The organism is Actinomyces urogenitalis, from assembly GCF_002861525.1.
Taxonomy (GTDB): Bacteria; Actinomycetota; Actinomycetes; order Actinomycetales; family Actinomycetaceae; genus Actinomyces; species Actinomyces urogenitalis.
Genome location: NZ_PKHA01000001.1, coordinates 482,319 through 496,372 on the forward strand (window position 1 = coordinate 482,319; position 14,054 = coordinate 496,372).

13 protein-coding genes and 2 tRNA genes are annotated in these 14,054 nt (G+C 69.6%); 1 reads left to right on the top strand and 14 read right to left on the bottom strand.

The genetic code is table 11. From position 1 onward, the window contains the following. Positions 1-81 precede the first annotated feature (81 nt). Positions 82-336 (top strand): glutaredoxin domain-containing protein, encoded by a 255-nt coding sequence (locus CYJ26_RS02050; protein WP_034234724.1) that lies wholly within the window; start codon positions 82-84, stop codon positions 334-336. Positions 337-405: 69 nt separating this feature from the next. Here the strand turns inward: CYJ26_RS02050 and ppgK are convergent, their stop codons facing one another. From ppgK to CYJ26_RS02120, 14 genes are all read right to left on the bottom strand, one after another. Next, entirely contained in the window at positions 406-1,155 is a 750-nt protein-coding gene (gene ppgK, locus CYJ26_RS02055) for a polyphosphate--glucose phosphotransferase (RefSeq protein WP_006549494.1), read from the bottom strand. Positions 1,156-1,330: 175 nt separating this feature from the next. Beyond that, positions 1,331-1,849: an NAD(P)H-binding protein gene (locus tag CYJ26_RS02060; RefSeq protein WP_145990747.1), complete on the bottom strand. Its 519-nt coding sequence runs from the start codon at positions 1,847-1,849 to the stop codon at positions 1,331-1,333. A 385-nt stretch (positions 1,850-2,234) separates the two neighbouring features. Further along, positions 2,235-2,307: transfer RNA gene (locus CYJ26_RS02065), tRNA-Ala, on the bottom strand. 41 nt (positions 2,308-2,348) lie between these two features. Further along, a tRNA-Ala gene (locus CYJ26_RS02070) sits at positions 2,349-2,421 on the bottom strand. A gap of 92 nt (positions 2,422-2,513) precedes the next feature. After that, positions 2,514-3,263 (bottom strand): histidine phosphatase family protein, encoded by a 750-nt coding sequence (locus tag CYJ26_RS02075; protein WP_006549491.1) that lies wholly within the window; start codon positions 3,261-3,263, stop codon positions 2,514-2,516. Then, complete coding sequence (gene rsfS / locus CYJ26_RS02080) at positions 3,260-3,670, bottom strand: ribosome silencing factor (protein ID WP_101637840.1); 411 nt, start codon at positions 3,668-3,670, stop codon at positions 3,260-3,262. The genes CYJ26_RS02075 and rsfS overlap by 4 nt, the downstream gene beginning before the upstream one ends. Before the next feature lie 39 nt (positions 3,671-3,709). Continuing rightward, complete coding sequence (locus CYJ26_RS02085; protein WP_101637841.1) at positions 3,710-4,939, bottom strand: hypothetical protein; 1,230 nt, start codon at positions 4,937-4,939, stop codon at positions 3,710-3,712. Then, a complete protein-coding gene (gene nadD / locus CYJ26_RS02090; protein ID WP_101637842.1) occupies positions 4,932-5,612 on the bottom strand; it encodes a nicotinate-nucleotide adenylyltransferase in 681 nt (226 codons plus the stop codon). The genes CYJ26_RS02085 and nadD overlap by 8 nt, the downstream gene beginning before the upstream one ends. Positions 5,613-5,712: 100 nt before the next feature. Then, positions 5,713-7,026, bottom strand: a complete 1,314-nt coding sequence (locus CYJ26_RS02095; RefSeq protein WP_101637843.1) for a glutamate-5-semialdehyde dehydrogenase — start codon at positions 7,024-7,026, stop codon at positions 5,713-5,715. 104 nt (positions 7,027-7,130) lie between these two features. Further along, positions 7,131-8,291, bottom strand: coding sequence for a glutamate 5-kinase (gene proB, locus CYJ26_RS02100; RefSeq protein ID WP_101637844.1), 1,161 nt, complete (start codon positions 8,289-8,291; stop codon positions 7,131-7,133). Beyond that, entirely contained in the window at positions 8,288-9,853 is a 1,566-nt protein-coding gene (gene obgE / locus CYJ26_RS02105; protein ID WP_101637845.1) for a GTPase ObgE, read from the bottom strand. The genes proB and obgE overlap by 4 nt, the downstream gene beginning before the upstream one ends. Positions 9,854-9,989: 136 nt before the next feature. Next, positions 9,990-10,247 (bottom strand): 50S ribosomal protein L27, encoded by a 258-nt coding sequence (gene rpmA, locus CYJ26_RS02110; protein ID WP_006549482.1) that lies wholly within the window; start codon positions 10,245-10,247, stop codon positions 9,990-9,992. 50 nt (positions 10,248-10,297) lie between these two features. Beyond that, on the bottom strand, positions 10,298-10,618 hold the full coding sequence (gene rplU / locus CYJ26_RS02115) for a 50S ribosomal protein L21 (RefSeq protein ID WP_006549481.1): 321 nt from the start codon (positions 10,616-10,618) through the stop codon (positions 10,298-10,300). Positions 10,619-10,809: 191 nt separating this feature from the next. Then, positions 10,810-13,953, bottom strand: a complete 3,144-nt coding sequence (locus CYJ26_RS02120) for an Rne/Rng family ribonuclease (RefSeq protein WP_101637846.1) — start codon at positions 13,951-13,953, stop codon at positions 10,810-10,812. Positions 13,954-14,054: the final 101 nt, after the last annotated feature.

Consider the following 14,054-nt stretch of genomic DNA (forward strand, 5'->3'; position numbering starts at 1 on the left):
AGGCCCAGGCGCCCGGAATAACGCGTTCCCGCCCCGTGTTCCTCGCCTGACCAGACAACACCACCGACCAGGGAGATCCTTATGGCTGAGTCGACGATCGAGTTCTACGGCGCGCAGTGGTGCGGCGACTGCCGTATGGCCAAGCGGGTGCTGGAGGACCTTCAGGTCCCCTTCACCTACCACGACCTGGAGAAGGACGAGTCCGCGGTTCAGGCAGCCATTGATATCAGCGGCCAGAAGCACATCCCGGTCATCCAGTTCTCCGACGACACCTTCCTGGTCGAGCCGAGCAAGGCTGAGCTCACCACCAAGGTCAAGGAGCTGGGCCTGGCCTGAGCACCAGCACACGAGGGCCGACGACGCAGGTGAGCTACGTCGTCGGCCCTCGTGCGTGCGTGGCGCGCCTCAGGACAGGCGCGAGGCGGCGTAGGCGGCGCCGACGATGCCGGCGGTGTTGAGCAGGGCCGCCGGCACGATCGGGGTGCGCAGGTCCAGCAGCGGCAGGAACTTCTCATGCTTCTTCGAGATGCCGCCGCCCACAACGAACAGGTCTGGGGAGAAGAGCATCTCCACGTGGGAGTAGTAGCGCTGCAGACGCTTCGCCCACTTCTTCCATGACAGGTCCTGCAGCTCCTTCTGGGCTGAGGAAGCACGCTTCTCCGCGTCGTGCCCGTCGATCTCCAGGTGCCCGAGCTCGACGTTGGGAACCAGGGTGCCATCGACGATGACCGCCGAGCCGATCCCCGTGCCCAGGGTCGTCACGATCACGGTGCCACTGACCCCCTTGGCCGCACCAAAGGCGACCTCAGCCAGTCCTGCCGCATCGGCGTCGTTGAGGGTGTGGCAGGGGCGGTCGAGGGTCTTGGTCATGAGCACATCGACGTTGACCCCGACCCAGGACTGGTCGAGGTTGGCCATGAACGGAACCGTGCCGTGGATGATCGGGGCCGGGAAGGAGACGCCTACCGGCGTGCCCGGCTCGACCTCCAGCGCATCGATGATCTCGCGGCACACCCCGGCCACGGCCTCAGGCGTGGCCGGCATCGGGGTCGGGATACGCACGCGCTCGCCGATGAACTCCCCCGTCCCCAGGTCCACCAGGGCGCCCTTGACGCCAGAGCCTCCGATGTCGATCCCGCATCCAACCTGCCGCATGGCTTCCTCCTCAGTTCCTGGCTGCGATTGTGCCGCGCTTGGCCCCTCCAGGTTACCTGGGCAACCTTGGCCGCACGCCGGGTTCTCGGCTGCGCGGGCCATATGCGCTGCCCCTCGCGATCTCGTAGCTCGTCTCCGACGGTGTGCTGATCCTGCTCACCGTGATCGACGGCGATCAGGCGATGAACGCCCCGGTCATCGCCTCCAGCGCCTGACGAACATCCTCGGGCTCGCTAGCCAGTGGCAGGGTGTCACGGTCATGGACTCCCTCAAGGCCGGTGTCCACCTCCAGGGCAGCAAACAAAGCCTCCAGGTCCCTCGTCGCCTGCCCCGTCGTCGCCACCAGCTCCAGGGTCTTGCCCGTGGCCGCGGTGGAACGAAGGCTGGCAACGAGGACCTGAGCAATCTGGGCACGCGAGACGACGCCGTGGACGCCGTCAACCGCCCTGCCGAGAGTCTCAGGCCGGGACGTGTCAGCGACGATTACCTCGACCTCGTCCGGGAACATCCCAGCCTCGGAGTCATCGCGTACGAGCGCGCGTGCACAGTCCCGCGGCCAGCACGCCGCCCGGACGGCGTGCTGGCCGATGCTGCCCGAGGTACCAACCACCAGAACCCGCCCACCGGCAGGCACGGTCTCGGCACCACCGAAGCGCCCAGATGCGGATTGTGATGCAGTCTGAATCTGAGTCATACGGTTACCTTATAAGCCAGGCCGCCCACATGGGAGGAACTATCGGTATGCCCTTCCGCAGATCAGTACCAGCACCACGTCTGAGGTCGCCACGCAGGCCTCAGATCCCATTGCCCGATGGGCCAGCGCCTTCTCGATGACTACGTGCGCTACCCGCCACGCAGGGCACGCACCAATCGCCCACGCACGTACCAATCACCAAAGCGCCCCACAGGAGCCCCCTGCGCTCCTGGTCTGCCAGCTGCAGGCACAGGCACAGCCGTGGGCACAACAGCCGCAGCCGCAGGCGCAGCAGCCTCGGGCACGACGGCCCCATGCGCCCGGAAGCCACACGCACGCCAGCAAGACGAAAGCCCAGGCTCGCAAGCCTGGGCTTTGGTGATCGTGGAGCTAGGGGGATTCGAACCCCCGACCTCTTCCATGCCATGGAAGCGCGCTACCAACTGCGCCATAGCCCCAAGATGGGAGACCGCTGAGAACTGACGTTCCAAGCAGATCGTGGAGCTAGGGGGATTCGAACCCCCGACCTCTTCCATGCCATGGAAGCGCGCTACCAACTGCGCCATAGCCCCGAGATGGGCGTCCACCCTCGCGGGCGACGCGGATAACTGTAAGGAAAAAGGCCCCCACGGAGCAAATCCGCACCGCGTGCGGTACCTCACCCTCACGCGAGGAAGGCCCCGATCGCCCCCTGTCCCTGCTCGCCGGATCCAGCAGCACCACCAGCACCGGCCGTCTGCCCGCCACCGGCGTTCCAACACACAAGGGTCCACCCAGGCGTGCGAGAACCAGAGCGCAGCACCGCGTGATGGCAGTTGTCCAGGCCCCGCAACCCGAACCAGCCTCCCGGGTCCAGGCCCAGCAGGTACGTGGTGCCCAGAGTGATCGCAGCCCCATGAGCCACCACGACGACGGGACCGCGCCCCGCGCCCGTTCCTGCGCCTGCGCCCTCAGCCGTGCTCGCGCCGATGGTCCCCTGAGTACTCTGAGCCTTCTTCTGCTGCCCAGCCAAGCGTTCTAGCGCACGTCCCACGCGCTGGGCTGTGTGCGCACGCGTCTCCACGTCCAGCCCTTCAGGGTCCTCCCCCGCACGCCAGCGGGCGTACTGGTCAGGCCACCTGGCCTGGATCTCCTGGCGAGCCAGCCCTTCCCACTGACCGAAGCTGCGCTCAACCAGCGCCTCGTCGCTCTCCACCGGCAGACCGGTCAGCGCCGCGAGGCAGGCCGCCGTCGACTGGGCACGCTCAAGCGGCGAGGAGACGATCCGGCTCGGGGACAAGCCTGCCAAGGCCGGCGCCGCAGCACGCGCCTGCGCCAGCCCCGTCTCGTTGAGGCAGATATCAACCTGTCCCTGGACGCGCCCGGCGACGTTGTAGTCCGTCAGCCCGTGGCGCCACAGGATGAGCTCGCTCACCGCACTGAGTCGGCCGCGCCGCCCTCAGCCGCGCCCGAGCCTGCCAGCACGTCAGCGGGCAGCTCCACGAGCGGGCAGTCCTTCCACAGCCGCTCCAGGGCGTAGAACTCCCGATCCTCGGTCTGCTGGACGTGGACGACGACGTCGCCGTAGTCGACCAGCACCCAGTGCGCCTCCTCGAAGCCCTCGCGCAGCTTGCGCTTGGCTCCGGCCTTGATCATCGCCTCGTCGACGGCGTCGACGACGGCACGCACCTGCCGGTCGTTGGCGGCGGAGACCACGAGGAAGACGTCCGTCAGCGCCAGGCGCTCAGAGACGTCGATCGAAATGATCTCCTCAGCCTTCCGGTCAGCGGCCGCACGCGCGGCGGCGATCGTCAGCTCGATTGCTTCGGGGGTGGCAGGCACGTGTCTTCTCCGTGTCGGGGTCGGTGGCCAGGTAGTCGGTCAGGACAGCAGCAGCTTGAGCTGCTCAAGCGATGGCAGATTCTCAAGCCCCGGCGCGGCGCTGGTGCCCGTGTTGCGCCCGAGGTAGAACCACAGGAGGGTCCCCACCACCAGCACGACCACAAGGACGAGCAGCGCAATCAGGAGGTGGTGGGTCAGCGGGAACCCCTGCCGTCCCTGGTCCTCAGCCTCCCTGGCGCTGGGGACCTCTGCCCAGTCGGGCTCAGGCGCGTGGGCCCAGGCGTGCTGCGCACCATCGGCAGCACGGTGGGAGTGGTGCGACGGCGCCGCGGCGGGAGCCTGCGCATCCTGCGTGTGAGAGGGCGAGGCGTCATCCTGACGCAGCGCCTTCCACTGCGGGGTCTCGATGGTCTGGCCCTCCCCCATCACCTGCACGGCACTGAGCTCACCGGTGGAGGAGTCCACGGTCCGTACTCCCTGCACCGAGGCAGGGATACGCACGATGGGGCGGCGCGTCGGCGTCGTCGGAGCCGCAGGCTCAGGTGACGACGGCGTAGCCGCCTGCTCAGCCGCAGCGGACGCAGTCTCCTGAGCAGCCGGCTCGGCCGGGCTGAACGGGGTCGGGGCAGGCTGCGCGGCGGCGTCCGGGGCGCTACTGGTAGCCGGGGCAGGGGCGGGCGTGGCCGTCGTCGCGCCGTAGCCGTAGGAAACCGCAGCGGGCGCCTGCGCAGGCTGGGCTGCGCGGTCCAGAACCGATCGACGCTCAGGAACCGAGGCCGGCTCGGCCACGGCAGGGCTCGCGGCGGTCGGCACCGCGTCAGGCCGGTCGGCAGCAGGAAGCACGCCCGTGGGGACCTCGGCGAGAGCCTCCTTCTCAGCGGTGTCCGGTCCCGACGTCGTCCAGGCAGCCTCGGCAGCGACAGGCTCCGGTGAGGCCGCGGACTCAGGTGCCTGGTGCTCAGCGGGGACCGCGGCGTGGGTCCCGGTGGCGGACAGCGAGGGGACGTCGACGTTGGGCTGGTCCGCCAGCGGGTCCTGCAGCGCCTTGGCCTGCTCCAGGGTGATCTCTCCGGCGGCAACCGCTGCGCGCAGGGCCTCCGCCTCCTCACGCAGGCGCTTGAGCTCGCGTCGGGTCAGCAGCGGCTGCTGGCCAGTGAGCAGCGCCTCACGCTCAGCCTGTCGCTCTGCCTGTCGGATCGCTCGCCGGGAGCGACGCGGCGCGGCACCGTCCGCCTGATCCAGGTGACCAGTCTCGCTGTGCTCACTCACCGTTGTTCTCCTTCCGAAGAGACTGCGACCGCGCCACGCGCGCTGTCATGGAGGGCGTCGGCCCTGCTTGCTGACTCACACGATAGAGCCCGTACTTACGGATGTACTGCACCACACCGTCAGGAACGAGGTACCACACCGGTGCCCCGCGCCCCACGCGGTTACGGCAGTCAGTTGAGGAGATCGCCATCGCCGGTACCTCGACCAGCGAGACCCCGTCCTCAGGCAGACCAGGATCGGCGAGCACGTGACCAGGACGGGTCACACCGACCAGGTGCGCCATGTTCAAGATCTCCTGGTTGTCCTTCCAGGTCAGGATCTGCGCCAGAGCGTCTGCACCGGTGATGAAGAACAGCTCAGCACCAGGATACTCGGCAGCAATGTCCCGCAAGGTATCGATCGTGTAGGTGGTCCCGCCCCGGTCGATATCCACCCGCGAGACCGTGAAGCGGTTGTTCGAGGCCGTGGCGATCACCGTCATGAGGTAGCGGTGCTCGGCGGCCGAGACCCGCCGGTCCCGCTTGAAGGGCTGAGCCCAGGTCGGCACAAAGATGACCTCGTCCAGGTCGAAGACGTTCTGGACCTCAGAGGCCGCCACGAGGTGACCGTGGTGGATCGGGTCGAAGGTGCCGCCCATGATGCCGATGCGCAGAGGTCGGGAACCCTGGTCCACGTGTCTTCCTCCCGCTTCAGCCAGGTCCGTCAGGCCTGCCGTGCTGCTCGATCCCACCGCGCCGGACGCGCGGATGGCCCCATCCTGCCACGAAGCGCCCTCAGGGGCGCACATGCCCCTCTCCCTCGACCAGCCACTGGGTGGTGGTCAGGGCCGCCAGACCCATCGGGCCTCGCGCGTGCAGCTTCTGGGTGGAGATCCCCAGCTCTGCTCCCAGGCCCAGCTGGCCCCCGTCAGTAAAGCGAGTGGAGGCGTTGACCATGACGACGGCGCTGTCCACGCCGGCGGTAAAGCGGCGCACCACCGCCAGGTCCTGGGCGAGAACAGCCTCGGTGTGTCCGGTGGAGTAGCGGCGGATGTGCTCGGTGGCCGCATCGACGTCGTCAACCACCCGCACAGCCAGGTCCAGGCTGCCGTACTCGGTCTCCCAGTCCTCCTGGCTCGCCGCCACGAGCAGCTGGCTCGCACCGGCCGCCACGGCCTCCTGCTCAAGGATCTCGCGCGTGGCGTCGTCGGCGTGCAGGACCACGCCACGCTGCCACAGCGCACGGGCCGCCTGAGGCAGGTAGGTAGGCGCCACCTGGCGGTGGACGAGGAGCGTCTCAGCGGCGTTACACACGCCCACGCGCTGTGTCTTGGCGTTGACGATGATCGCCACCGCGTCCTCTAGCACCGCCGAGGCGTCGACGTAGACGTGGCAGTTTCCTGAGCCTGTCTCGATCACCGGCACCGAGGAGAACTCCACCACGGCCTTGATGAGCCCTGCCCCGCCTCGCGGAACCAGGACGTCGACGAGCCCGCGCGCCTGCATGAGCGCGCTGGCCCCGGCGCGCCCGGCCGGGTCCACCGTGGCCACCAGCTCCGGCGGAAGACCGGCTGACTCCAGCGCACCGCGCAGGGTCGCCACGATCGCCGCGTTGGTGTGCTCGGCCGCGTGCCCACCGCGCAGCAGGACGGCGTTGCCGGACTTCAGTGCCAGGGCCGCGACGTCCACAGTGACATTGGGGCGGGCCTCGTAAATGACGCCGACGACGCCCAGCGGCACGCGCAGGCGACGCACCCGCAGCCCGTTGGGCAGGGTCTGGCCATCGATCACCTGGCCAACCGGGTCTGGCAGGCTCGCCACCTCGTGGAGGGCGGATGCGATGCCCCCGACACGCTCCGTGGTCAGGGTCAGGCGGTCGACCAGTCCTTCCTTCATCCCCTCCTGGCGCGCACGCTCCAGGTCGACGGCGTTGGCCGCCAGGATCGCAGGCTCCTGCTCGAGCAGGGCCAGAGCCATCGCGGCCAGGGCGGCGTCCTTGACCTCACGGGTCGCCCCAGCGACCTCACGCTGTGCCGCGCGCGCCGAACGAGCCAGCGCGGCGACGAAATCAGTGGCCTGGGAGGGATCGAGGGTGGGGTCCGCAGTCATGGGTCCACCCTAGAAGACATGCGCTACACAGCCGAAACACCGGGTGCTCCGCGCCCTGCCAGGCGCAGGGGTAGCCACCAAGGCGCAGTGCCCGGGGGCGTGCCTCAGGCCCCTAGCCCGTGCGGCAGCTCGGCGAGGTCGTCGCGGTGGACCACCGGAGTCACGTGGTCCGGGACCTCTCCCCCGCTGCGACGCGCCTGCAGGACCTCGTCCAGCTCTGCGGAGGCGTACCGGCAGATGCCTCGCGCCAGCACGCCGTCGGGCCCCACGACCTCGACGACCGCGCCTGACTCGAAGTCCCCAGCCACCCCGGTGACCCCGGGCAGCAGGAGCGACTTCTTGCCCACCGTCAGGGCCTGGGCGGCACCGGCGTCGATCAGCACCCGCCCCTCAGGCACCGAGGCGTGCGCCATCCACAGGCGGCGGCTGGGGCGGTGCGGCCCGGTGGCCGAGAACCAGGTCCCCAGGTCCGCCGGGACGCCGTCGGTCCCCAGCAGCCTCACGGCGTCGTCAGCGCTGGCAATGACCGTGTCCGTGCCTGAGGCGCAGGCGATGGTGGCTGCCTGCAGCTTGGTGCGCATGCCTCCCGTACCCAGGGCGGATCCGCGCATGTCAACGTTGACGCCTTCCAGGTGCGTGACGTCGGGAACGAAACGGATCGGCGTGGCTCCCGGCGTTCCGGGCTTGGCCGTCCACATCCCGTCGACGTCAGTGAAGAGCACCAGGACGTCCGCGCTGACCAGGTGGGCCACGAGCGCGGCCAGGTGATCGTTGTCCCCGAGGCTGAACTCGGCGTTGGCCACGGCGTCGTTCTCGTTGACCACCGGCACCGCCCCCATGGACAGCAGGGCGTCGAAGGTGGCGCGCACAGTGCGGTAGTGACGCCGTACAGCGACGTCCTGCGCAGTGAGCAGCACCTGGGCGGTGACCTGGCCGTAGGCGCTCATCGCCGTCTGCCAGCGAGAGACGAGCCGGCCCTGACCCACGCTGGCCGCTGCCTGAAGCAGGCGCAGCTCGCTGGGGCGCTCATCCATCCCCAGCGCTGGCAGCCCGGCTGCCACCGCGCCGGAGGAGACCAGGACAACGTCGTGACCGCGCCTGCGCAGCCCGGCGATGAGCCGGGTGAGGATGTCGATCCGGTTGAGGTTGAGCCCACCGTCCTCACGGGTCAGGGAGGAGGATCCGACCTTGAGCACCAGCCGCGCGCCAGCCGGCAGCGCGGTGGGGCGGGTGGTCGCGGTGTACCCGGCGTCCTGCGTGCTCACTGGTGCTCCTCCTGCCAGGACGGATCGGTCCACAGGCCCTCAGCGGCTTCCTCACGCAGCTGGCGCCGCGCTTCCTCCTTGGCGTCCATCGAGGCGTGGTACTGCTCGCGACGCTCGACGTTGGTGCGGCGGTGGTAGTCCTCCACGCGCACGTCCGTCCCACGCGCCCCCAGCAGCTCGGCCCCGGCGGTCACGGTGGGCTCCCAGGTGAACAGGACACCGCCCTCGATCTCGCCGATGAGCACTGAGTCGCCAGCGTGGGCGCCCGCGCGCACCAGCTCGTCCTCCACCCCGGCGGTGGCTAGCCGATCAGCCAGGTAGCCCACGGCCTCGTTGTTGGTGAAGTCGGTCTGGCGCACCCAGCGCTCCGGCTTGTCCCCGCGGACCTGGTAGACCTGCCCCTCGCTGGGGTGCTGGATGAGCGCCACACGGGCCACGGCCTCACCACCGCGCCGTCCCACAGCAGCCGGGCGGATCACCGGGCGCTCAGGCGCGGCGATCTCAGGCTGGGCAGCACGGGCGGCCTCAACCAGCTCCGCCAGCGCGAAGGACAGCGGCCGCAGCCCCGTGTGGGCGACGGCGGAGACGGTGAAGACCCTCAGGCCCCGGGCCTCGATGTCCTCGCGCACGAAGTCGGCCAGCTCCTCGGCCTCCGGCACGTCCACCTTGTTGAGGACCACCACGCGTGGTCGTTCCATGAGCGGAACCCGTCCGGTCAGGGACGGATCTGACTCCGCCTCGCCCAGGCCGTCGGCATACGCGGCCAGCTCGGACTCGATCGTGTCCAGGTCGCTGAGCGGGTCGCGTCCCGGCTCCAGCGTGGCGCAGTCCAGCACGTGGACGATCACCGCGCAGCGCTCAATATGCCGCAGGAAGTCCAGTCCCAGGCCCTTGCCCTGCGAGGCGCCGGGGATGAGCCCAGGCACGTCGGCGATCGTGTAGCGGGTGGCGCCGGCCTCGACCACGCCCAGGTTCGGAACCAGGGTGGTAAAGGGGTAGTCGGCGATCTTGGGCCGAGCCGCGCTCATAGCGGCGATGAGCGAGGACTTGCCGGCGCTGGGGTAACCCACCAGGGCCACGTCCGCAATGGTCTTGAGCTCCAAGACCACGTCCAGCCGGTCCCCCGGCTCGCCCAGCAGGTGGAAGCCGGGCGCACGCCGCTTGGAGGAGGCCAGGGAGAAGTTGCCGCGGCCGCCGGTCCCACCGGCCGCCACCACCACCCGGTTGCCGGCCTCGACGAGGTCGGCCAGGACCTCGCCCTCAGGCGTCTTGACCACGGTGCCGGTGGGCACGGGCAGGACCAGGTCCTCGCCGTCGACTCCTCGTCGCCAGTTACCCATGCCCGGGGTACCGCCCTTGGCGCTGCGGTGTGGCGAACGGTGGTAGCTCAGCAGCGTGGTGACGTCCGGGTCAGCCACGAGGATGACATCGCCCCCGTGACCGCCGTCGCCACCGTCGGGGCCGGCCAGCGGCTTGAACTTCTCGCGGTGGATCGAGGTGCAGCCGTTGCCACCGTCGCCTCCAGCCACGTGGAGGACCACTCGGTCGATGAAGCTAGGCATGTCTCCTCCTGGGGACGACGGCGGGGCGCGGCTAGCAGCATGAGTCGCGCGAGGCTGTGGTGAAGGTCAGGTTAGACGCCGCGAGGGCGGACGGCCGAAGCCGTTCGCCCTCGCGAAAGCGTGATGTGTGTCAGGCTCAGGCCTGCGCAGCCACAACGTTGACGACCTTGCGGCCGCGGTGCGTGCCGAACTCAACGTTGCCGGCAGCAGTGGCGAACAGGGTGTCGTCGTTGCCACGGCCGACGTTGTTGCCGGGGTGGAAGTGGGTGCCGCGCTGGCGGACGATGATCTCACCGGCGCCGACGAACTGGCCGCCGAAGCGCTTGACGCCCAGACGCTGAGCGTTGGAGTCACGGCCGTTGCGGGAGGAACCAAGACCCTTCTTGTGTGCCATGTCAGGCTTCTTTCTGTCGAGCTGATGCGTTCAGGATGCCGCGTGGGCGGTCACTTGATCGCGGTGACCTTGACGGCCGTCAGCTGGGCGCGGTGACCCTGGCGCTTGCGGAAGCCCGTCTTGTTCTTGAACTTGAGGATGTTGATCTTGGGGCCCTTCTCGTCGCCGATGATCTCGGCCTTGACGGAGGACTTGGCCAGGTCGGCAGCAGCGGTGGTCACCGCGTCGCCGTCCACAAGCATGACGGGGGCGAGGGTGACCTCGTCGCCGATCTCACCGGCAAGCTTGTCGACAACCACGACGTCGCCGACGGAGACCTTCTCCTGACGGCCGCCGGCCTTGACGATCGCGTAGACCACTTGAATGCTCATCTCTGTCGAAATCTTCGGACACACCCTGTCAGCGCGTGGCGCTCGGCGGGGCATGTCTCCTGGGCAAGGTGCGAGACGCACCGGCGGATTACTTTATGCGATCCGCCCTGGCTGGCCAACCTGAGCAGGCCCGTGACGGCTGTGTTCTTCCGCACGGTCCTGCCAGGTCGGTCACCTTCCGGGCAGTGCGCTCAGTCCTCGGACTGGCTGTCGCCCTGCGCCGCGGAGTCCTGGGAGCCGGCAGCCTCGGCCTGCTCCGCAGCATCCTTGTGGGCATGCTCGGCGGCCGCCGCGATCTGGGCCAGCGCCCCGCGGACTGCAGCGCGCGTGGCGTCGTCCGCGACGTCGTCGGCGTCCGGGCCCTTGCGTCCCCGGCCGCGCGACTTACCCGACTCGCCCTCACCCTTGCCACGACGGCTCTTGGACGCGCTGCGCGAGGCGGAGACGGACATATCCGCCTGCTGGTTCTCCACGGGGTTGTCGTGGACGATGAAGCCGCGCCCACCACAGCACTCGCACGGGGTGGAGAAGGCCTCGACCAGGCCCTGTCCCACGCGCTTGCGGGTCATCTGCACCAGCCCCAGGCTCGTGACCTCGGTGACCTGGTGCCGGGTGCGGTCGCGTCCCAGGCACTCCACCAGACGGCGCAGCACGAGGTCACGGTTGGACTCCAGGACCATGTCGACGAAGTCAATGACGACCATGCCGCCGATGTCGCGCAGACGCAGCTGCCGGACGATCTCCTCAGCCGCCTCGATGTTGTTGCGGGTGACGGTCTCCTCCAGGGTGCCGCCAGCACCGGTGAAGCGCCCGGTGTTGACGTCGATGACGGTCATCGCCTCGGTGCGGTCGATGATGAGCGTGCCGCCGCTGGGCAGCCAGACCTTGCGGTCGAAGCCCTTGGCCAGCTGCTCGTCGATGCGGTGGGCGCTGAAGACGTCCTCCGGGCTCACCCAGTGCTCCAGCCGGTCGGCCAGGTCCGGGCTGAGCTCGGTGACGTACTCCGAGATCGTCTTCCAGGCGTCAGGACCCTGGACGATCAGCTTGCGGAAGTCCTCGTTAAAGACGTCCCGCACCACACGCACGGCGAGCTCGGGCTCCCCCTTGAGCAGGACAGGAGCGCGGCCGGAGCCGGAGAGGATCTGCTTGGACTTCTTGTCGATCGCTGCCCACTGGGTGGCCAGGCGCTCGACGTCAGCCCGCAGCTGCTCCTCGCTGGCCCCCTCGGCGGCCGTGCGCACGATGACGCCGGCGTCGTCGGGGACGATCCGCTTGAGGATGCCCTTGAGGCGGTGACGCTCGGTGTCCGGGAGCTTGCGCGAGATACCGGTCATGGTGCCGCCGGGCACGAGGACGAGGTAGCGCCCGGCCAGGGTGATCTGGCTGGTCAGACGTGCCCCCTTGTGACCGATCGGGTCCTTGGTGACCTGCACCAGGACCGTGTCCCCGCTCTTGAGGGCGTCCTCGATCCGGCGGGGCTTGCCCTCCATGCCAGCGGCGTCCCAGTTGACCTCGCCGGCGTACAGGACGGCGTTGCGCCCCTTGCCCAGGTCCACGAAGGCGGCCTCCATGGAGGGCAGGACGTTCTGGACACGGCCGACGTAGACATTGCCGACCATCGAGGTCTGGGTGTGGCGGGCGACGTAGTGCTCGACGAGCATCCCGTCCTCCAGGATGGCGATCTGGTTGAGGCCGTCCTGCTCGCGCACGATCATCTGGCGGTCCACCGACTCCCGGCGCGCGAGGAACTCGGCCTCTGTGACGATGGGACGACGACGTCCTGCGGCCCGCCCCTCGCGGCGGCGCTGGCGCTTGGCCTCCAGACGGGTCGATCCTTTGAGGGCCGTCACCTCGTCACGCACGTCGCGACCGGAGTCCGAGCGTGAGCGGGAGCGACGACGCCGGCGCCGACGGGAGCTGGCCGAGCCCTCCTCACCAGCGCTCTCGGTGGTCTGGCCAGGCTCCTCGGACTGCGGCTCGGAGTCCTCACGCTCCTCGCGCGCGGCCTCCTCCTCAGGCTCCGAGCCCTTCTCGGTCTCGGAGGCCTCCGCGCGGGAGCGGGACCGACGTCCGCGCCCGCCACGACGGCGCTTGCGGCGCCCGTTGGTGGAGTCCTCCTGGTCCTCGGTCTCCTCCTGGGAGGCCTCATCAGGCTCGGCCGGTGCGGACGCCTCCTCAGGCTCCGGGGCGTGCTCGGGGGCCGACTGGGCCGCCGTGGCCTTACGGCGACGGCGCCCACGCTTGGCCGGCCGGCTTTCCTCGGCCTCCGGCTGAGGCTGGGCGGCATCAGCAGGGGCATCCTGCTCCTCGCCGTCCTCCTGCGGCTCAGGAGCGGCCGTCGGAGCCGCCTGGGCGGCCGTGACCTTACGACGACGGCGGGCACGCGTGGGGTCCGGGGCCTGGAAGAGCAGCGAGGCAGCCGGGAGGAAGGCCTCGGCCTCCTCGTCCTCGTGCTGGGCCGGGCTCTCCTCGACGTCGTCGTCCTCCTCGTCCTCCTCGATCTGGTCAGCCGAGGGTGCCGAAGGAGCGGAGGAAGCAGAGTCGGCGGACTGCAATGCGTCCTGCTCCGCCGTCGGCGCGGCCACCTCGGCGGCCGGCTCCTCGTCAGAAGCCTCCTCAACGTCCTCGGGGGCCACGATGGTCTCAACCACCGGGGCGGCGTCCGAGGCAGCCTGGACGGCCATCACCCGGCGGCGACGGCGCGTCGTGCTCCGGGAGCGGGAGACCACCTCCTCCTCGTCCTGGGACGAGGAGGCTGCGGGAGACGGTGAGCCTGGAGCCACCGGAACAACCTCACCCTGAGGCTGCGGGGCTGGGGCAGGTGCGGACTGGGTGGCAGTGACCTTGCGTGAGCGACGCGGGCGGCGCGTGGTGGCGCCGGTCTCCGGCTCCGCGGCGGCGACCGGCGCGGTGGTCTGCGATTCCTCCTGGGCCGGCTTGGTCTGCTCAGGTAGGTCGGACTCGGTAGCCTCGGCGCCCTTCGCGGAGGCCTTCGCCTTGGTCGAGGCCGCAGTCTTACGGGTGCGAGTGGTCGTGGTCTTGCGCGTGGAGGACTTGCTGCGAGAACGCGCCTTGGGGGCTTCCTCCGCCGCGCCCTGCTCGGGCTCCTGGGGGTCAGCCGTCTTGTCGTCCTTCTCGGCAGCCTCGTCCTTGTCGGACGCGGAGGAGGTCTTGGTGGCGGTCTTGCGCGAGCGCGTCGTCGTGCGACGGGTGCGCTTGGCAGGGGCCTTGGCGGGCTCCTCGGCGGCAGCCTCCTGCGAGGCTGCCTCCTGGACGCCCTGGGGCTCCTGCTCGTCAGCCGACTCGACCGAGCTGTGGTCTGAGGTTGTGGTCATGGTGCGATGCACTCTCCGGGCACCGCGGTTCTCGTCGTACCTACGAGACCGCGGCACGGTCATGCTCCGGGGCGGAGCAGAAAGTCTGCGTATGCGCCTTG